Raw genomic sequence first — 19,293 nt, forward strand, 5'->3', positions numbered from 1 at the left:
TTGAGTCCAATAATATTGATTTTGTCAAATCGCGTTTGATGTCGGATTCATCTGCGGGTAGATTAGACCCGAATCAGCCGGTCCTTGGGGGGCGCGGCGACCACCCAAAGTCTCAAGTTCCGGCCAATGACCGGCACCAGACGCGGACGGCTTCGCGTTCCCTGAATGGATTCGGCGATCAGCGCGACCGCCGCGCCGTGTGAGTGCTTCGTAAACGTGATGCGTCTTCAAGTTCGGCCGCTGCTAACCCCAGCGTCCGGGCTCAAGAAAAGACTCCGGCCATGACATACAACCAAAGCATCCAATGAGCAGTTCCGCCGCGCTTCTCCAATCCGATACGTTAGGCTCGCGCCTCGAATCGCGCGGCGATCTCACCTCCTTTTTCATGCAGCTTGCCGCCGAGATCGGCGCCGACAGCTACATGCTCGTCGCCATCGTCCACGACCAGGATCGCAACGACGCCCGCATCGTCTCATCCAACTGGATCTTCGACGCCATCGAACTGATCGGCAAGCGGCTGATCGCCGGCCTTGCCCAGGGACCGCTGACCGTTGCACCTGGCATCCGCCCGAGGCCGCTGGTCGCCGCCGCGGCGCCCGACGCCGGCGGACTGCTCACCGGCGAAGAGGCGCGCCTGCTCGACGTGCTTGGCCATGCCGAAGTCTATTCGTTGCGGCTCAATGTCGGTCGCCAGCGGCTGTTTGCGCTTTTCTCGGCGGCCGAGGCCGGCAGAATCGACCAGCCGGCGCTGATGAAGGCTCAGTTGAAGTGCTGCTACGCGCTGTCCGCCATCCCGCAATTGATCGCCGCCGCCGCCATGCAGGACCCGCTGTCCGACCGCGAGCGCGAATGCCTGTTCTGGGTGTCTGAAGGCAAGACCACCGATGAGGTCGCGGTGATCCTCGGGGTCTCGTCCAACACCGTCAACAGCTACATCACCCACGCCATCCAGAAATTCGCGGCCTCGAACCGCGCGATGGCCATCGCCACGGCGATCAGGAGCGGCATCATTTGAAACACGCTGACATCAAGGCGGCGGCCGAAGCCCTTTTCAACGAGCAGCGCAATCCGTTCGGCGCCTTCTCCATCGGTTCCGAGACGCACCATGCCGTTACCATCCCGGACGCGGTGCGCCGCTGCCGCTGGATCGCCGTCGACATCAACGCGTCGGCGTTCGGCCTCTATTTCGTCAGCCCCTCGCCGGAACGGGCGCGCCTGGTGCCGAGCTTCGATTCCGACTATCCAGCCACTGCGGTGACAACCAAGTTCATCGCCGGCGCCAATGGCGAGGAGATGGTTCGCCACAGCGGCGCCTCGACAGCGCCGCGCTGGTGGGCGGACGACGGCATCGCCGGCTCGGACGCCGTCTTCAAGAACCTCGCCTGGGCGGAGCGGACGGCGCCGCTGGCGCCGGGCACCAACGGCATTGCCTTTCCCGTCCATGCCGATCGCGGCCATTGCGGGCTGGTGGTGTTCCTCGGCTCGACGATCGCTCTGCCGGAGGACACGCTCTACGAAATCCACGCCCGCTGTTTTTCGCTGTTCGCCGCCGTCGCCCGCATTCGTCCGAACGATGCCGGCCGGATGCGGTCGATCTCCAAGCGTGAACTGGAGTGCCTGAAGCTGACCGCCAACGGCAACACCAGCGAAGAGATCGCCAGGCTGCTGAAGCTGTCGGTCCACACCGCCAACCAGTATCTCACCCAGTCGACGCAGAAGCTCAACGCGGTCAACCGCAACCAGGCGGTGGCCAAGGCGCTGCGCCTGGGTCTGATCGAGTGATCAAAGCCGCGTCCGGCGATTGGGATAAGACAAAAGATCAGCGATAGGCGAGCGGCTCGGTCCGGCGAATGCGCGCCTCTTCGATGACCGTCTCCAGCAAGGCGGTGTTGTGCTCGGGGTCTTCGCCGGGCTTCTCGAACGAAACATAGTTGACCGCGACCGAAGACCTCTCCTCGCTCAGCGTCAGCTGGAAATAGACGGTGACGCCCGGCGGCCGAAGCTCGAGATCGAGCACGATGCGCGGGCTGCCGCTCCAGTCGACATGTGCCTCTCCGCCATGGCCGAGCCTGAGCGTGCCCGGCAGGAAGAACAGCTCCACCGCCGAATCCACCAGATCCGACAGGCAAGCGAAATGCTCGAGCCGGATGAAGGCGATGTAGTCGGCGACATCGATCAGCCGCAACTCGTCGACCACCTGCTCGATGGCCTTGGCGACGATGAGTTCGCGGGATTTTGCGTGCGGTTGGCGGTTCATGAAATTTGTCTCCGCTCAGCCTTTTTGGAGTAGACGATCCGCACCAGTTCGGCGACGGCCTGGTAGAATTGCGACGGGATCACGCTATCAACCGAAACTTGCTTGTACATGGAGCGGGCGAGCGCCACGTCCTCGAAGATCGGGATGTTGTGCTCCTTGGCAATCTCGCGAATCTTGAGCGCCACAAGGTCCTGGCCCTTGGCCAGCACCATGGGTGCTGAATCCTCGTCGCGGACATATCTGAGCGCGATGGAAAAGTGCGTCGGATTGGCGATGATCAGCGTCGCGCGCGGCACCGCCGTCATCATCCGCTTGCGCGCCCGGTCACGCGCCAGCGAGCGCAGCCGCGACTTGATGATCGGGTCGCCCTCGGACTGTTTGAACTCGTCCTTGACCTCCTGCTTGGTCATCCGCAGATCCTGCTTCCAATGGAAGCGCGACCAGACGACGTCGACCGCCGCGATCAGCCCCATGACGAAGACGATCGCCACCAATATGTCGACGGTGATGCTTTTGATGACGAGGCCGAAAGCGACGGGGTTGGTGATCATGCCGGCCAGGAGCTGGCGGTAGTCCTGCGACAGCGTGAAGTAGAGCACGATACTGGCGAAGCCGAGCTTGCCCAGCGATTTCAGGAATTCTACCCAGCCCTGAATACCGAACATCCTGGTCCAGCCTTTGGCTATCGAGATGCGCGACAGTTGCGGCCGGATCCGCTCGCCGACGACTTGCGGCATGTTCTGCAGCACCGAGGCGCCGATGCCGGCCACCACCAGCAGCACCAGCAGGCTGACGACGGCGTTGCCTATTTCCATCATCACGGTCTTGTAGAGCGCGATGACGTCGGTCTCGGTGTCCATCGGCCACGCCTCGGGCTTTTCCAGGAACATCGACAGGAACATGCCGAGATCAACGACCGCGTCCTTGGCGTAGAAGACGGTGAACACCAGTATGGCGATGAAGGACGCCAGAAGTGCGGCCTCTCGCGAATGGGGCAGCTTGCCCTGTTCGACGGTGTCGCGGATCTTCTTTTCGGTCGCGTCTTCGGTTTTGGAGTCTTTGTCCGCCGCTTCAGCCATTCAGCGCTCGGCGTTAAGCCGCTTCGCTCTGCTGCGATGAGGGCAGTTCGAAAGCCCCCTCGCGCGAAAGCCGGATTGTCGCCACCGCGATGTTCTTGCGCGCCGTCATGATGTCGGCAAGCTGAATGCCTTCCGAGCCCTGGCCGAGCTCGGACTCGATCATGCGCCGCGACCGTGCGCCGATCGCCGACAGCACCGATTCCGTCAATGCGGGCGCCGCACCGCGCAGCGCCAGCGTGATCAGTTCGGTCGACAGCCCGTCGAAAAGGAGTACCCTCGCCTTCTGCGTCAAAAGCGGCAGATCGTCGAAGGCAAACAACCTGGAGCGAACACCGCCGAGGTCCGGCGTGCCGGCCTCTTCCAGATCCTGCATGACCTCTTCCAACTGAGGCTTGTCCATCTCGTTGAGCATACTGGCGACGCGCGCCTGTCCCGCCGAGATATCCTTGGTCGCGGTCTGCGCCAGCACGCTGGCGCGCAGCTGGTTCTCGATGATCCTGGTGGCCGCGTCCGGAATGGTCGCCATCGTCACCATGCGCTTGATGATCTCGCTGCGCATCGGCTTTTCCATGGTCAGCAAAATGTTGGCGGCGGCTTGCGGCGCAAGCTTCGACAGCACCATGGCCGCGGTCTGGGGATGCTCGGCGGCAAGGAATGTGCCCAGACGCGTCGGTTCGAGCTTTTCCAGCTCCGGCCAGATCGGCGGTGGCCCTTCCGGCGCAACCTCGAAGCGCTTGTCGCCCATGATGGCGCTCATCTCTTCGGGCGACAGCGATTCATTGAGGATCGTGTCCATCCGGTCGGCGGAATCGAGCAGGCCCGCACCTTCGGTGAACTCGGCCTCGAATTCGGCAACGATGCGTTCGAGGTCGCTTTGCGGAATGGTGCGCAGCAGCCGCGCCCCTTCGATCAGTGCCTTCAGTTCTTCTTGCTTGAAGAATTTCAGCAGCCGGCTGGCCGAAGGTTTGCCCATCGCCACCAGGATGGCGGCGGCCTTTTGCGGGCGCGTGAGCGTCACCGGCGTCGTCATGGCATCCGCTCCTGCTGAGACCGCATGTCATTCATTGCTCAAGCGCCCTTGGTCGCCGCGATAATTTCGGTCAGCCTGATGCCAAAGCGCGACGGATCGCTTTCCAGCACGGTGATCTCGCCGCGCGCGATCTTGCGGCCGTTGACCACGACATCGACCGGTTCGCCGATGCGCCGGTTGAGCGCCACCGTCGAGCCCTTCTGCAGCGCCATCAGGTCCGACACCGGCATTTCCGTACTGCCGAGGATGATCTGCACATCGACCGGGATGCTCATGATGATGTTGGAATTGGCGCCGGACGTGGCAGCCCGCAAGGCGGCGTCGGGGCGCTTTTCCTCCTCCTGGAGGACGCCGCGCAATTCCTCGATGGCGCGGTCGAGCTGTTCGTCCGGCTGGTCGATATTGGCTTCCACCTTGGTCTTGGCCATCAGTCGTCTCCAAATGCTTGGGCTTGCCCGGCGTCAGCCCGGCATGAGCCCATCGATAAAATCCTGACCGGCATCGTAAGGATGCCTGATCCGGACGGTGTAGTTCTGCCCGAGTTTACCGAACTCGCAGACAAACAGCGTCTTGTCGCGCGCGCTCAGCTTGGCCTGCGACTGCGCGGTTTCCTCGAACTCGATGACCTGGCCTGGCTCGAAACCGGCGAGATCGCCGAGCGTCAGGCGGGCCAGCGGCATGGTCGCTTCGAGCGTCACCGTCGAGCGCATCACTTCTTCGGAAAAACGTGCCCGCCAGTCGGAGGTCGTGCCTTCGCTGTCGTGGACATCGGCGATACCGCGTGTGGCAAGCAGAATGCGCTGCGGGATCATCACCGTGACCGTTCCGCTGTCGGTCGGCGTCGAGATGCCGAAGACGATGCGCACCGCCGCGCCATCGCGCAGCACGCGACGCTTGGCTTCGCTGCCCGAAAGCGCCCGCGGCACCGGCAGCCGCAGCTCGAGCGAGCGCCGGCCCGATCCGTTCAACGCCTGCGCAACTTCCTGGAAGACCGTGGTCGCGACATCGGTCTCGATCTGCGACAGAGCGCGCTCGATCGGCGAAACCGGCTGATCCGGATCGCCGCCGAACAGCGCGCACACCATCACGGCGATGGCCGGCGCATCAGCCACCAGCGTCATCGCATCCGAAGACGTCGGCGATGCTATGATGGCCATGGCAAAGGCATCGCCGGCATTCGTGCGGGCATCGGGAACACGGCTGATCTCGACCGCGCGCAGGTCGACGGTGACCGGTGCGCCGAGTTCGCCGGCCAGGCTCTTCTGCAGCAGCGGCAGGGCGCGCTCGCCCATCGAGCGCCCGGTGCCGATGACATGAGCGGCCTCACCGCTGTCACCGACCAGACGCTCAATGATCAGCGAGCGGGCTTGCGAGGGGCTGCCAGGACTTGTCATGACGGCGTGCGGTCCTGTCTGTCGTCATGCATGGCTCAAGCCGCTTTCTTCTCGGCGGAAGCTGTGTTCATCGTGCTTTGCTCGACGGCATCGATCGTCGGCCGCTCATAGGACGAGATGGTCTTGCGACCGAACTCGATCGCCACCTGCGGCAGGGCGCCGTTCATGTAGGCAAGCAGCGTCTGCTTGACGATGATATAGAGGCGGTTCTTCTTCTCGCGCACCGTCTTGATCTTGGTGGCGACCGGCCCGACCACCGCATAGGACAGGAAGATGCCGAGGAAGGTTCCGACAAGGGCAGCGCCGATCAGGCCGCCGAGGATTTCGGGCGACTGGTCGAGCGCGCCCATCGCCTTGACCACGCCGAGCACGGCGGCGACGATGCCGAGCGCCGGCAGACCATCGCCCACCGCCACCAGCGCATGGTAAGCCTTCATCTTGTCGGACTTGATGGTCTGGATTTCCTCGTCCATCAGCGCCTCGATCTCATGCGAGCGGGCATTGCCGATGATGATGATGCGGCAGTAGTCGCAGATGAAATTCGTCAGGTCGTGGTTCTTGAGCACGGTCGGGAACGCCTGGAAGATTGCCGACTCCTCCGGATTGTCGATATGCGCCTCGACCTCGCTGCGCGACTTCGAGCGCAGTTCGCGCATCAGGCTGTGCAGCACGCCCAGCGTCTCCAGATAGTCGCGCTCTTTCGGCACCGCCTGCTTGAACGCTTCGAGGATACCCCTGCCGGTGTCCTTGACCGTCTTCATCGGGTTGGCGACGAGAAAGGTTCCAAGTGCGGCGCCACAGATGACCACCGCTTCCCAAGGCTGCATCAGCACATGCAGATGGCCGCCCATCGCCATGAAGCCGCCGAGAACACAGCCGAGCGTCACCACAAGTCCGATCAGAATGCCCACGCCAGATCCTTCCGCATCACGTCAGGCCTAACCGATAGCCCCCGTGCCTTGTGTGAGGCTTGAATCATGCAAGGTGAGGCGATTCAGCCTCGCGCAAGCAAGTCCGCATAGTCTTGCTTTTGAAGCTGCGACCGGAGGCATGTCGTGTTGAGCACTTTTACCAGCTACCAGCTCATCGCCAGGGACATCCCCAAGGCGATCGACCGCATCGAGGCGGAGCCGATCACCAAGCGCGACACCGACTACTATCTCGCGAACATCGGCAGCGTGAAATCGATCGACGATTTCGTCAAGAACGACCGGCTGTTCAAATATGCCATGAAAGCCTTCGGTCTCGGCGACATGGCTTACGCCAAGGCCTTCATGGTCAAAGCCCTGAAGGAAGGGGTGTCGGATTCCGACAGCTTCGCCAACAAACTGAGCGACAAGCGTTATGCCGAGTTCGTGTCGGCCTTCAATTTCGCCGCACTTGGCGCTAATGCCACGAGCTACAATTCGGCACAGCAGGGCGTGACCAACAATTATGGTCTCCAGGTCTCGGTCGGCCCTTCGCAGAACGGCTTCACCTACTACAAGGGCGAAACCTCGTACTACCTGAGCAACATTTCCAACGTAAAATCGATCGACGACCTGATGGGCAACGATCGCCTGCTCACCTATGCGATGGCCGCGTTCGGCCTGGACGCCGACGCCGAGCCGGCTGCGACCGTGCGGGCCATGCTGGAAGGCGGCGTCACCGACCCGAACAGCCCCGCAAACACGTCGACAAACAAGGGCTATGCGGCTTTCGTCGCGGCTTTCGACTTTGCCCAATATGGCGACCAGGCTACGGCGCGCGACGCCGTCCAGCAGGCGGTGCCGAAGGCTGTGATCGGCGGAACCGGACTGTTGCTCGTCAAGCCGACCGCGCAATACATCAAGGGCGAGGCCGACTACTACGCAGCCAACATCTCCAAGGTGAAGTCCATCGAAGACCTGCTGAAGGACAAGCGCCTGCTGACCTTCGCCATGGCTGCCTATGGGCTTGATGCATCGACCCAGACGACGAAGCAGATCCGCACCATGGTCAATGGCGGCGTCACCGATCCGTTGAGTCCCGCCAACCTGTTGACCGACAAGAGCTACGCCAACTTCGTCAGCGCCTTTGATTTTGCCCAGTATGGCGATCAGACGATCACGCGCGACGCGGTGCTGAAGACCACGCCGAAGCTCTACACGACCGAGTCCAGTCTTGGCCTCATCAAGCCGAATGCGGACGCCGTCCAGGCCGAGACCAGCTACTACCTCGCCAACATCACCAAGGTGAAATCGGTCGACGACCTGATGGCCGACAGCCGCCTTTATAACTATGCTCTGTCCGCAAGCGGGTTCGATCCGGCGACCACCAACAAGGATCTCGTCCGTGATGTCCTTGAGGGCGGTGTCCGCGATCCCGCCAGTGTCGCCAACAAGCTCTCCAACAAGGCCTATGCCAGGCTCGCCACCTCGTTGAATTTCGAGGCCTACGGCGAAGCGGCAACGACCCGCAGCCCGTCGCAGCAGCCGGTGGTCGACAAATACATGCGCCAGACCCTGGAAGAAGACGCCGGCAAGACCAATGAGGGCGTGCGGTTGGCGCTCTATTTCGAGCGCAAGGCCTCGACCATCACCAACTGGTACGACGTGCTGGCCGACACGGCCCTGGCCAGCGTGGTACGCACCGCCATCGGCCTGCCCGATTCCTTCGCTGCCGCAGATATCGACAAGCAGGCGCAGGCCTTCGACGCAAAGCTCGACCTCACCGATTTCACCGACCCGGCCAAGCTCGAGAAATTCCTCACCCGCTTCACCAGCCTTTGGGAAATCAATCATCCGACCTCGACCGCCCAGACATCGATCGGTGTGCTGTTTGCGCAGCCGACCACCGTCGGCATCTCGACCGATCTGATGATGGCCATGCAGAAACTGAGATTCTGAGAACACCATGCAGGACAGCCTTTACGTCGCCCTTTCCTCGCAGATCGCGCTTGAGCGCCGTCTCGACACCATCGCCGATAATGTCGCCAACGCCTCGACCATCGGCTTTCGCGCCACCGGCGTGAAGTTCGAGGATGTCGTCTCCGGCAGCGGCCCCAAATCGGTGTCCTTCGCCTCCTCCGGCAAGACCTATTTGTCCGGCGCGCATGGCGCGATGACGCAGACCGGCAACCCGTTCGACTTCGCCGTCCAGGGCGATGCCTGGTTCGGCATCGACACCCCGGCCGGCACCGTGATGACGCGCGACGGACGCTTTTCGATGAACGAGAACGGCGAGTTGATGTCGCTCGAAGGCCATCCGGTGCTCGACGCCGGCGGTGCGCCGATCCAGCTCGACCCGCGCGACGGCCCACCCAAGGCGGGCGCCGACGGCTCGCTGCGCCAGGGCGACAAGCTCGTCGGCGCCATCGGCCTGTTCAATTTCGATCCCGGCCCGAATTTCGTCCGCTACGGCAATTCTGGCATCGTGCCCGCGCGTGCGCCGGAGCCGGTCACCGACCGTTCCGATCTCGGCGTCGCGCAGGGCTATGTCGAGGAATCCAACGTCAATCCGGTGCTGGAGATGACGCGCCTGATCATGGTCCAGCGCGCCTTCGAGAACACGGCGGCGCTGATGCGCCAGACCGATGCCTCGACCGACGACGCCATCAAGACGCTCGGCTCCAAGTCGTAGCAGCATGTCGAGCAGCAAATCATCGATACGCGCGCTTGAACGGCAACCGGAGACAGCACCGGAAAACCGGCTGGCTGCGCTGGAGCGGATCTGGCGCCGCTTCGATGACACCGAGACGTTGCTGCGGCGCGGCGGCCGTGTTTCGGAGGTTTCGCCAACGCATTACAAGGTGCGCGGCCTGTCTGAAGTCGCCAGGCTTGGCGACCTCGTCGAACAGCGCGGCAATGCCGGCACGCGCCGCGGCGAGATCGTCAGGATCGGCCGCGACGAAGTCGTCATCGCCCCTTTCGAACGCAGCGCCGACGCCGGCATCGGCGACGCCGTGTTTCGCCGCGGCCCGCTGACGGTAACGCCGCATGCTTCGTGGCGTGGGCGCGCCATCGACGCGCTGACCCGCGTCATCGACGGCGGCCCGCCGCTGATCAGGATCGGCGAGGCTGCGAGCGGCGACGGCACAACGCCCGGCGCCATGGCGCGGCAGCGCGTCGGCACCGCCTTCACGACCGGGGTCAAGGTCATCGACATCTTCACGCCGCTCTGCCTCGGCCAGCGCCTCGGCGTCTTTGCCGGTTCCGGCGTCGGCAAGTCGACGCTGCTCGCCATGCTGGCCGGCGCCGACGCCTTCGACACCGTGGTCGTGGCGCTGATCGGCGAGCGCGGCCGCGAGGTACGCGAATTCCTCGAAGACACGATCGGCGCAGAGAGCATGGCCAAGACGGTCGCCGTCGTCGCTACCAGCGACGAGAGCGCCATGATGCGCCGGCGCGCGCCGGATACCGCCATGCGCGTTGCCGAACATTTTCGCGACCAGGGCCATCGCGTGCTGCTGGTGCTGGATTCGATTACCCGCTTTGCCCATGCGCTGCGCGAGGTAGCGACCGGCACCGGCGAGCCGCCGGTCGCCCGCGGCTATCCCGCTTCGGTTTTCACCGACCTGCCCAAGCTGCTCGAACGCGCTGGCCCGGGCGCTGAAGGCCCCGGTATCAAAGGACAGGGATCAATCACTGCCATCATCTCGGTGCTGGTCGACGGCGACGACCACAACGACCCGGTCGCCGATTCGGTACGCGGCATTCTCGACGGCCATGTCGTGCTCGACCGCGCCATTGCCGAACAGGGCCGCTACCCCCCGGTCAATCCGCTGTCGTCGATCTCGCGCCTCGCCGACAAGGCATGGAGCCCCGAGCAACGCATGCTGGTGACCAGGCTGAAGTCGATGATCTCGCGCTTCGAGGACACGCGCGACATCCGCCTGCTCGGCGCCTATCAGGGCGGCGCCGATGCCGAGCTCGATATTGCCGTGCGCCAGGTGCCGCTGATCTACGAGGCGCTGACGCAGTCGCCCAGGGATCGCGCCTCGAGCGACGCATTCTCCGACCTCGCCCGTCATCTGAAAGGCAAGCAAAGTGTCGATGCAGGAGACTGAGCTTCAGTACACCGAGCGGCTTTTGCGCGAGATGATCGCAGAGGCCAGTGCCGCCGAGGAAGCCCGGGCCAATGAAGCGAGAGCTGTCAGGGCAAAGGCCGATCTCGACAAGGCCGCCAAGGCTGAGGCCATTCTGGCCAGGGCCGCCAGGCCATTCTTGCCCAGGGTAGCCAGCGTAGTCGAGTCCACTGTGCCTCGCTTGGCCGAGCCTGCCTTGCCCAGCGTCGTCAAGCCTGAATTGCCAAGGACCCCTCGCGCCGGCCCCAAAGAAGCGATCGAGACCAGTCGTGGCTCGCTTCTCGACGGGCTGTTCCCGGTCACCGAATGGCCGCAGCCGCCAAGGCCGCAATATCCCAGGCTCGACAAGAAATCCGACCGCCGCAGCGATATCGTCTTTGCCGCGCTCGGCATCACGCTTGGCCTGATCTGCGCGCTGTTTCCCTGGTATATCTTCTTCAATCAGGACCAGTTCGGCGTGCAGGCGATCAAGTTCGGCGGCAGCGGCACCAATGCAGGGCGGGTCAGCGGCGGCTCGCAGATGGAGAACAGCGGTCAGCCGCTGACGGCAAACGATGTTCCCGATGTCGACCTGTTCGCCACCGGCACGCTGCAGGACCCCGAGGACAAGACCCAGCCTCCCGGCGTCGACCAGCAGCCCTTCCCGGCGGACGCCAAATTTCGCATGGTTCATGTCGCCAATGGCCGCGCCATGATCGAGGACGATGCCGGCCTGTGGATCGTCCAGCGCGGCTCGAAGCTGCCCGATACCAGCGTCGTCTCGTCGATCGAGCAACGGGGCGGCAAGTGGGTCATGGTCACCAGCACCGACCAGGTGATCGAACTCTCCAAATAGCGGCACACCGGATTTACCCCCGAGCCGCGCAAGGTCCGCGCAAGACTGGCAGCCTAGTCTTGTACGTACCAGCCCGGAGATCCCCATGGAGCCCGTCAATCTTTTCGATCTCGCCGCCAAGCAGTCGCAATGGCTGTCGGTGCGCCAGTCGGCCATTGCCGGCAACATCGCCAACGTCAACACGCCGGGCTACACCGCCGGCGATGTCGAGCCGTTTGAGAAGGTGCTCGACCGCACGGCAGTGTCGCTGACCGCCACCCAGGCAGGCCACCTCGGCACTGCCGCCACTAATGCCGGCTTCACGGTCAAGCCAGAAGAGACGACCGGCGCCATCATGCCCTCGAAGAACACGGTCGTGGTCGAGAACGAACTGATGAAGGCCGGCGAGGTCCGCCGCTCGTTTGAACTCAACACCGCGATCGTCAAGGCCTTCCATTCGATGATGATGATGGCGGTGAAGAGCTGACCATGGACGCCTTGACCTCAGCCCTCAAGATCGCCGCGTCCGGCCTCAGCGCCCAGTCGGACCGCTTGCGCGTCGTCTCGGAAAATCTCGCCAACGCGCAGTCGACCGGCAACACCCCGGGCGCTGACCCCTATCGCCGCAAGACCATCAGTTTCGTCTCGGAACTCGATCGTGCCTCGGGTGGCACGACGGTTGAGGTCAACTCCATCGACCGCGACCCCAGCGACTTTCCCGTCGAATTCCAGCCCGGCAACGAGGCCGCCGACGACAAGGGCTACGTCAAGATGCCCAATGTCAACGTGCTGGTCGAGATGGCCGACATGAGCGAGGCCAACCGCTCCTACGAAGCCAACCTTCAGGTCATCAAGCAGGCGCGTGATCTGATCTCCATGACCATCGACCTGATGAGGAACCAGTAATGATCAGCGGCATTGGCGGTATCGGATCGCTTCCCCTCAAGCCGGAGATCGGTGGCGCCGATACCACGACCGACCTGTTCCAGGGCACCAGGGCGCCGATGGCCGGCAGCGAAATCGGCGCCACCTTCGCCGAAGCGCTGAGCCAGGCTGCTTCAAAGACCGTCAACACCTTGCAGAACGCCGAGCAGGTCTCGATCCAGGCGCTCAAGGGCGACGCCGATACCCGTCAGGTCGTCGACGCCGTCATGAGCGCCCAGCAGGCCCTGCAGACCACGATCGCCATCCGCGACAAGGTCGTCTCCGCCTATCTCGAAATCAGCCGTATGGGCATCTGAGGAGACTTGCCGTGAAAGCACTCGCCATCGCAGCGACCGGCATGAATGCCCAGCAGACCAATCTGGAAGTCATCGCCAACAACATCGCCAACATCAACACCACCGGCTACAAGCGCGCGCGCGCCGAATTCTCCGACCTGCTCTACCAGGTCGACCGCACGCAGGGCGTGCCCAACCGCTCCAATTCATCGCTTGTGCCGGAAGGCGTGTCGATCGGCCTTGGCGTCAAGACGACGGCGGTGCGCAACGTCCATACGCAGGGCGAACTGACCTCGACCGGCAACAGTTTCGACATGGCGCTGACGGGCCGCGGCTGGTTCCAGATCGAGGGCGGCGACGGCGGCACGCTCTACAGCCGCGCCGGCGCCTTCAACACCAACGCCACCGGCCAGCTGGTGACCGTCGACGGCGCCAATGTCATCCCGGCCATCACCGTGCCGACCGATGCCATCGAAGTCGTGGTCAACAAGACCGGCCAGGTCTTTGCCCGCATCGACGGCCAGACCGACCTCCAGCTGCTCGGCCAGCTGCAACTCGCCAACTTCGCCAATGAAGCCGGCCTGGCGCCGCTCGGCGATAATCTGTTCCAGGAAACGCCGGCCTCGGGCCCGGCCAATGTCGGCGTGCCCGGCGATCCCGGCTTCGCCTCGGTCGAGCAGGGTTATCTCGAGGCCTCCAACGTCGATCCTGTCAAGGAAATCACCGAGCTGATCTCGGCGCAGCGCGCCTATGAGATGAACTCCAAGGTCATCCAGGCCGCCGACGACATGGCCTCCGTCGTGTCCAAGAACATCAGGTAAGGTTTGATGCTCTCTCCGGCCTCCCGCTCCGCGCTTTGCCGCACCGCGCTGATGCTCGCGCTGGTAGCCGGCGGTGTGCCGGCGTTTGCCCAGGAGAGCGCAGACCAGCAGACCAGCACCCACGTCGCGAGCAGTCAGGCAACCGGCGAGATCGTTCTGATCCCCAACCGGGTCATTTATCCCGGCGAGATGATCGACACCGGCGTGCTGAAACCGGTGACGCTGCTCCCCGGAAAGCACAGGCCGGATGCGGTCGCCACGCAGGCCATGGAACTCCAGGGCAAGGTCGCCAAGCGCACGCTGCTGCCCGGCCGCTACATCCCGGCCGCCGCCATCCGCGACGCCTGGCTGGTCGAACAGGGCGCCGCCGTGCAGGTCTATTTCATCGCCGGCGACCTCACCATTTCGGCTACGGCGGTGTCGCTGCAGCCGGGTGCCGCCGGCGATTTGATCAAGGTCCGCAACACAGACAGCGGCAAGATCTTTTCCGGCACGGTGATGGCGGACGGCACCGTCCGGGTCAGCGCGTCATGAGACGCGGAGCTGCCCTTCTGCTCGCGACCGTTGTCGGCCTGCAGCCGGCGCTGGCCGACGGTCTTACGCCGAAGCAAAAGCGCGATCTTGCCGGCCAGAATGGCGGCGCCTTTGTCGATCCCGAATATGATCCGGCCACCACCAACCGCATGTTCAGGGTCTCCAACGGCCCAAGCTCTCTGCCACCCGGCCAGGTCGCATCGCGCATCAAGGACATTGCGCAGCTGCAGGCTTCGCGCGACAACCAGCTCGTCGGCTACGGCCTCGTCATCGGCCTCGCCGGATCGGGCGACAGCCTGCGCAATTCGCCCTTCACCGAACAGTCGATCCGCGCCATGCTCGAAAATCTCGGCATCGCCACCGAAGGCGGCAGCGCGCGGGCCAAGAACGTCGCCGCCGTCATCGTCACCGCCAACATGCCGCCTTACGTGCAGTCGGGCGCCCGCATCGACATCGACGTCTCCTCGATGGGCGACGCCACATCGCTTGCCGGCGGCACGCTGATAATGACGCCACTGAAGGCGGCCGATGGCGAAATCTATGCTGTCGGGCAAGGCTCGGTCATCGTTTCCGGCTTCACTGCCCAGGGCGATGCCGAAAAGCTGACGCAGGGCGTGCCGACGGCCGGCCGCGTGCCCAACGGCGCCATCGTCGAGCGCACGGTGCGCGCCGAATTCGAGGACCAGGCGCTGCTCACCTTGCAATTGCGCAACCCCGATTTCTCCACTGCCGTTCGCATCGCCGACGCCATCAACGGCTACACCTCGCAACGCTTCGGCATGCGCGTGGCGGCGGAGCGCGATGCACGTACCGTGCAGATCAGGCGGCCGAAGAATGTTTCGGCGGCGCGCTTCTACGCCGAGATCGAGAATTTGGTGGTCGAGACCGACACGCCGGCACGCGTCGTCATCGACGAACGCACCGGCACCATCGTCATCGGCAACGAGGTCAAGATCTCGCGGGTGGCGATCAGCCACGGCACGCTCACCGTGCGCATCACCGAACAGCCGAAGATCGTCCAGCCGGAACCGTTCTCCAAGGGCGTGACAGCGGAGGAACCCTTCACCACCATCGATGCCACGCGGCCTGACGCCCGCGTCAATGTGCTCGACGGACCGAACCTCGAAACGCTGGTGTCGGGCCTCAACCGTCTCGGCGTCAAGCCGGACGGCATCATTGCCATTTTGCAAGCCATCAAGTCGGCCGGCGCTTTGCAGGCCGATCTGGTTCTCCAATAGGCCATGCCGATGATCGATTTCTTTTCCCAAAAGCAGCACCGACGCAGCGCAGCCTTGGCAGCTTGCGTCATCGCCGCCACCGTCCTTGCCGGCGGCACTGTCCGCGCGGAAGAAGCGGTGCGGCAGGTTCTGCCTGGCGGGCAACAGCCGGCGGCAGTGCAGCAGCTGGTCCGCGAGAAGGTGCCCGATGAAAGCGAGATCCAGCGCTTCTGCTCCAACATCGCCGACGCCGCCCGCGACCGCCGTTACGCGCTGCAGGCCGAAGAGCTGAAGCAGCTGCAGGCCGGCATCGACCTCCGCATGAAGGCGCTGGACGACAAGCGCGCCGAATACGAGCAATGGCTGAAGCGGCGTGAAGTCTTCCTGGCCCGCGCCGAGGATGGCGTCGTCAAGATCTATGCCGGCATGAAACCGGATGCCGCGGCCGAGCGCCTGGCCATGGTCAACGCCGATCTCGCCGCCGCCATCCTGATGAAACTCGATTCGCGCAAAGCCGGCGTCATTCTCAACGAGATGGACCAGAAGGCAGCGGCCACACTCACCGGCATCATGGCCAGCGCGGCCCGAAGGGTAGATCCGTCATGAAGTCGCATATTCTCGCCCTGGTCGCCACGGCTTCACTTGCCGGCTGCGCCTCCGACCCCAGGGAGATCGGCAGGGAGCCGGCGCTGTCGCCGGTTGGCACCGGCATCACCGGCAGCGTCAATGCGCCCTACTCCTATCCCGAAACGCCAGCCGCGCCGGTGAAGAAATTCTCGCTGTGGGATGATCGCCAGAGCCGGTTGTTCACCGACCCACGCGCGCTGCGCGACGGCGACATCCTCACCGTCAGGATCAAGCTCAACGACAAGGCCAACTTCAAGAACCAGAACGACCGCAGCCGCACCGCCGGTCGCAAGCTCGGCTATGACGTCAACCTCGGATGGGAAGGTGCCACCACCAGCGGCAAGGGCGACGCCGGCTTGAGTTCCACCACCGAAACCAATGCGGACGGCGAAATCAAGCGCTCGGAGAACCTCGAGCTCAACGTCGCCGCCGTCGTCACCGAAGTCCTGCCCAACGGCAATTTGATGATCCGCGGCTCGCAGGAAGTGCGCGTCAATTACGAGCTCAGGGTGCTGACCATCGCCGGCATGGTGCGTCCATCCGATATCGGCGCTGAAAACACCATCTCTTATGAACGCATCGCCGAGGCGCGCATCTCCTATGGCGGCCGCGGCCGCGTCAGCGAAATCCAGCAGCCCGCTTACGGTCAGCAGATCCTCGACCAAGTCCTCCCCTTTTAGGACTGGAGAACGGCGCCGTGGCAAATGTCGAACAGGTTCAGCAAAAAAAGGGCCCGTCGCTTGTCATCCAGCTTGCGATGCTGCTGGCGGTGACGGGCGCCGCGATTGGCATGGGCTGGATGTCCGGCGGCTATCTGAAGGGCGTCGGGGGACCGGTGCCTGTGCCCGCCGCACCGGAGAACCAGTCCAATGCCGAGCAACCGAGCAAGGCGGCCGAACATGCTCCCGGCACCGGGCCGACGCTTGTCCAGCTGGCGCCGATCACCACCAATCTGGCTTCGCCTGCTGACACCTGGATAAGGCTGGAAGCGTCGGTGGTCTACGATGCGCCGCAGCCGCCGGAACTTACCGAAAGCATTCACCAGGACCTGCTTGCCATGGTCCGCACCCTGAAGATGCATCAGATCGAAGGCGCCAGCGGCTACCAGCATTTGAAGGCCGACCTCGAGGAGCGCGCCGCAATCCGCAGCGGTGGCCATGCCAAACAGGTTCTGATCAGGACATTGCTGCTCGAATGAGAAAACTCGTCCTCGCCGCCGCGATCGTCGTCGCCGCCACCTCTGTCGCCGCCGCCCAGCAGCTCGATCTCGGCGGCATCGGCAAGGCCGACGGCGCCACCGTCGGCTATATCATCCAGATGTTCGGTCTGCTCACCGTGCTGTCGGTGGCGCCGGGCCTGTTGATCATGGTGACGAGCTTCACCCGCTTCGTCATCGCCTTCTCGATCCTGCGCGCCGGCATCGGCCTGCAGTCGACGCCGGCCAATCTGATCCTGATCTCGCTGTCGCTGTTCATGACCTTCTACGTCATGGCGCCGACCTTCGACCAGGCCTGGAACACCGGCGTCAAGCCGCTGATGGACAACCAGATCAGCCAGACCGAGGCGTTCGAAAAGATTTCGGACCCGTTCCGCACCTTCATGCTGCACAATGTCCGCGACAAGGACTTCGACCTGTTCGCCGATCTCGCCCGCGAACGCGGCCAGGTCGTTGCCAGGGACACCGTCGACCTGCGCATCCTGGTGCCGGCCTTCATGATCTCCGAAATCCGCCGCGGCTTCGAGATCGGCTTCCTGATCGTGCTGCCGTTCCTCGTCATCGACCTGATCGTCGCCACCATCACCATGGCCATGGGCATGATGATGCTGCCGCCGACCGTCGTTTCGCTGCCCTTCAAGATCCTGTTCTTCGTCCTCATCGACGGCTGGAACCTGCTTGTCGGCAGCCTGGTGCGCTCCTTCACCTGACCGTCCGCGCGCCGTTGGCGCCTTGCTAAAGTTTTATGCAATATATTTCCGGTTAACCGTCCCGTTTAGCCCTTTGGTAGGGACTTGCCCGCATATTGCTCGCAGATGGCGGGTGATTGGGTCTCACGATCATTGGCATGATGCCGCTCCGTCATACCGGAAAAGCCGGTATGTCAAAAACACCCTGTAAAAATCAAGGTACGAGTAGCCATGTCCAGTATCATGACGAACGCCTCGGCGCTGACCGCGCTGCAGAGCCTGAACAACACCAACAAATCCCTCGAGCAGACGCAGGCCCGCATCTCGACCGGCTACCGCGTTGCCACCGCTTCCGACAACGCCGCTTACTGGTCGATCGCGACCTCGATGAAGTCCGACAACAAGGCCAACTCGGCCGTGCAGGACGCCCTCGGCCTCGGCGCCGGCAAGGTTGACACCGCCTACACCGCCATCAACGACGTCAAGGACCAGGTCGACCTGATCAAGACCAAGCTGGTCACTGCCCGTAGCGCCTCGAAGGAAGACCAGCAGAAGATCGCGACCGAAATCAACGCCATCCAGGCGCAGATCAAGTCCTCGGTCGCCAACGCCAACTTCGCCGGCTCGAACCTGCTGCAGAACGACGCTGCCGCTGCGTCCGACCTGAAGATCGTTGCGGCTTACAACCGTACCGGCGCGACCGTCACCATCGACACCATCGACGTCAAGGCAGCCGATACGCAGGTTCTCGATGTCGCCGGCACGGGCGGCATCGTCGGCGGCCTGCTCGCCGCTGCCTTCTTCGACCCGAGCACCACGGCGGTTACCCCCGCCGCCATCGACACCGCGCTCGGCACTGTTGAAACCGCGCTTGCCAAGCTGTCCACCGGCGCTGCCTCGCTCGGCGCCGCCAAGTCGCGCATTGACACCCAGAAGAGCTTCCTGTCGAACCTGTCGGACTCGATCGACAAGGGCGTCGGCGCGCTGGTCGACGCCGACATGAACAAGGAATCGACGCGGCTGCAGGCCCTGCAGGTCCAGCAGCAGCTCGGCATCCAGGCGCTGTCGATCGCCAACGGCAACTCGCAGTCGATCCTGTCGCTCTTCCGCGGCTGATCTCTCGACATTACGACTGACACCATCCGTCGGGCCGCGCCAACAGCGCGGCCCGATTTCTTTTGCGGCTGTTGATTGTCTTGCTGAATGGCTGCCGATTTTTGCTCTTGGCCAGCGCCCTGAATGGCTTGGTTTAACAGGCCGTTAACCATATCCCGGTAGTCATGGTTAACCATTCCATGGCGGGCAGACCATACGGTCGATGGGCTTATGCCTACCCCCTTGATGAAGTTGA

The 19,293-nt window shown here is 63.6% G+C and carries 23 protein-coding genes; 17 read left to right on the forward strand and 6 right to left on the reverse strand.

The genetic code is table 11. The features are described 5' to 3' along the window. The first annotated feature begins 304 nt into the window (after positions 1-304). Together NKI05_RS02385 and NKI05_RS02390 are read left to right on the forward strand one after the other, a co-directional pair. Positions 305-1,015, forward strand: a complete 711-nt coding sequence (locus NKI05_RS02385; protein WP_023814590.1) for a helix-turn-helix transcriptional regulator — start codon at positions 305-307, stop codon at positions 1,013-1,015. Continuing rightward, positions 1,012-1,782, forward strand: coding sequence for a helix-turn-helix transcriptional regulator (locus tag NKI05_RS02390; protein ID WP_023733429.1), 771 nt, complete (start codon positions 1,012-1,014; stop codon positions 1,780-1,782). The genes NKI05_RS02385 and NKI05_RS02390 overlap by 4 nt, the downstream gene beginning before the upstream one ends. 37 nt (positions 1,783-1,819) lie before the next feature. Here the strand turns inward: NKI05_RS02390 and NKI05_RS02395 are convergent, their stop codons facing one another. The 6 genes from NKI05_RS02395 to motA are packed head-to-tail and all read right to left on the reverse strand — an operon-like array spanning position 1,820 to position 6,671. Then, positions 1,820-2,257 (reverse strand): BspJ family T4SS effector nucleomodulin, encoded by a 438-nt coding sequence (locus NKI05_RS02395; protein ID WP_023671756.1) that lies wholly within the window; start codon positions 2,255-2,257, stop codon positions 1,820-1,822. Continuing rightward, on the reverse strand, positions 2,254-3,336 hold the full coding sequence (gene flhB, locus NKI05_RS02400) for a flagellar biosynthesis protein FlhB (protein ID WP_023683475.1): 1,083 nt from the start codon (positions 3,334-3,336) through the stop codon (positions 2,254-2,256). Before flhB ends, NKI05_RS02395 begins: the two co-directional genes overlap by 4 nt. Positions 3,337-3,349: 13 nt before the next feature. Further along, positions 3,350-4,366, reverse strand: a complete 1,017-nt coding sequence (locus tag NKI05_RS02405; RefSeq protein ID WP_023683476.1) for a flagellar motor switch protein FliG — start codon at positions 4,364-4,366, stop codon at positions 3,350-3,352. A 38-nt stretch (positions 4,367-4,404) separates the two neighbouring features. Further along, positions 4,405-4,794, reverse strand: a complete 390-nt coding sequence (gene fliN / locus NKI05_RS02410; RefSeq protein WP_023683477.1) for a flagellar motor switch protein FliN — start codon at positions 4,792-4,794, stop codon at positions 4,405-4,407. A gap of 33 nt (positions 4,795-4,827) precedes the next feature. Next, complete coding sequence (locus tag NKI05_RS02415) at positions 4,828-5,760, reverse strand: FliM/FliN family flagellar motor switch protein (protein ID WP_023683478.1); 933 nt, start codon at positions 5,758-5,760, stop codon at positions 4,828-4,830. A 35-nt stretch (positions 5,761-5,795) separates the two neighbouring features. Next, entirely contained in the window at positions 5,796-6,671 is an 876-nt protein-coding gene (gene motA, locus NKI05_RS02420) for a flagellar motor stator protein MotA (protein WP_023671751.1), read from the reverse strand. 144 nt (positions 6,672-6,815) lie between these two features. Here motA and NKI05_RS02425 point away from each other — a divergent pair, with 144 nt between their 5' ends. The 15 genes from NKI05_RS02425 to NKI05_RS02495 all read left to right on the forward strand — a co-directional run bounded on the left by NKI05_RS02425 (position 6,816) and on the right by NKI05_RS02495 (position 19,058). Further along, on the forward strand, positions 6,816-8,627 hold the full coding sequence (locus NKI05_RS02425) for a DUF1217 domain-containing protein (RefSeq protein ID WP_023814591.1): 1,812 nt from the start codon (positions 6,816-6,818) through the stop codon (positions 8,625-8,627). Positions 8,628-8,634: 7 nt separating this feature from the next. Next, the gene (flgF, locus tag NKI05_RS02430) at positions 8,635-9,360 is read left to right on the forward strand and encodes a flagellar basal-body rod protein FlgF (protein WP_023671749.1); all 726 of its coding nucleotides are present in this window, start codon (positions 8,635-8,637) and stop codon (positions 9,358-9,360) included. Between the two features lie 4 nt (positions 9,361-9,364). Then, positions 9,365-10,786 carry a flagellar protein export ATPase FliI gene (gene fliI, locus NKI05_RS02435; protein ID WP_023710976.1) on the forward strand — a complete coding sequence of 474 codons (1,422 nt, stop codon included), beginning with the start codon at positions 9,365-9,367 and terminating at the stop codon, positions 10,784-10,786. Further along, positions 10,773-11,639, forward strand: coding sequence for a hypothetical protein (locus tag NKI05_RS02440; protein ID WP_031205100.1), 867 nt, complete (start codon positions 10,773-10,775; stop codon positions 11,637-11,639). Before fliI ends, NKI05_RS02440 begins: the two co-directional genes overlap by 14 nt. Positions 11,640-11,724: 85 nt before the next feature. Further along, a complete protein-coding gene (flgB, locus tag NKI05_RS02445; RefSeq protein ID WP_023683310.1) occupies positions 11,725-12,105 on the forward strand; it encodes a flagellar basal body rod protein FlgB in 381 nt (126 codons plus the stop codon). A gap of 2 nt (positions 12,106-12,107) precedes the next feature. Further along, entirely contained in the window at positions 12,108-12,524 is a 417-nt protein-coding gene (flgC, locus tag NKI05_RS02450; protein ID WP_023686341.1) for a flagellar basal body rod protein FlgC, read from the forward strand. After that, positions 12,524-12,859, forward strand: coding sequence for a flagellar hook-basal body complex protein FliE (gene fliE / locus NKI05_RS02455; RefSeq protein ID WP_023701074.1), 336 nt, complete (start codon positions 12,524-12,526; stop codon positions 12,857-12,859). Before flgC ends, fliE begins: the two co-directional genes overlap by 1 nt. 11 nt (positions 12,860-12,870) lie before the next feature. Continuing rightward, positions 12,871-13,659 carry a flagellar basal-body rod protein FlgG gene (gene flgG, locus NKI05_RS02460; RefSeq protein ID WP_023673650.1) on the forward strand — a complete coding sequence of 263 codons (789 nt, stop codon included), beginning with the start codon at positions 12,871-12,873 and terminating at the stop codon, positions 13,657-13,659. A gap of 6 nt (positions 13,660-13,665) precedes the next feature. After that, positions 13,666-14,193 carry a flagellar basal body P-ring formation chaperone FlgA gene (gene flgA / locus NKI05_RS02465; protein WP_023686344.1) on the forward strand — a complete coding sequence of 176 codons (528 nt, stop codon included), beginning with the start codon at positions 13,666-13,668 and terminating at the stop codon, positions 14,191-14,193. Next, entirely contained in the window at positions 14,190-15,431 is a 1,242-nt protein-coding gene (locus tag NKI05_RS02470; protein ID WP_023695751.1) for a flagellar basal body P-ring protein FlgI, read from the forward strand. Before flgA ends, NKI05_RS02470 begins: the two co-directional genes overlap by 4 nt. A gap of 3 nt (positions 15,432-15,434) precedes the next feature. Next, positions 15,435-16,016 carry a MotE family protein gene (locus NKI05_RS02475; RefSeq protein ID WP_027049841.1) on the forward strand — a complete coding sequence of 194 codons (582 nt, stop codon included), beginning with the start codon at positions 15,435-15,437 and terminating at the stop codon, positions 16,014-16,016. After that, positions 16,013-16,717 carry a flagellar basal body L-ring protein FlgH gene (flgH, locus tag NKI05_RS02480; protein WP_023691727.1) on the forward strand — a complete coding sequence of 235 codons (705 nt, stop codon included), beginning with the start codon at positions 16,013-16,015 and terminating at the stop codon, positions 16,715-16,717. The genes NKI05_RS02475 and flgH overlap by 4 nt, the downstream gene beginning before the upstream one ends. Before the next feature lie 17 nt (positions 16,718-16,734). Next, positions 16,735-17,235: a flagellar basal body-associated FliL family protein gene (locus tag NKI05_RS02485; RefSeq protein ID WP_023673655.1), complete on the forward strand. Its 501-nt coding sequence runs from the start codon at positions 16,735-16,737 to the stop codon at positions 17,233-17,235. Continuing rightward, positions 17,232-17,963, forward strand: a complete 732-nt coding sequence (gene fliP / locus NKI05_RS02490; RefSeq protein ID WP_023710973.1) for a flagellar type III secretion system pore protein FliP — start codon at positions 17,232-17,234, stop codon at positions 17,961-17,963. The genes NKI05_RS02485 and fliP overlap by 4 nt, the downstream gene beginning before the upstream one ends. 210 nt (positions 17,964-18,173) lie before the next feature. Continuing rightward, entirely contained in the window at positions 18,174-19,058 is an 885-nt protein-coding gene (locus tag NKI05_RS02495) for a flagellin N-terminal helical domain-containing protein (protein WP_023683303.1), read from the forward strand. The last annotated feature ends 235 nt before the right edge of the window (positions 19,059-19,293 follow it).

The organism is Mesorhizobium sp. M0771 (genome assembly GCF_040320155.1).
Lineage (GTDB): Bacteria > Pseudomonadota > Alphaproteobacteria > Rhizobiales > Rhizobiaceae > Mesorhizobium.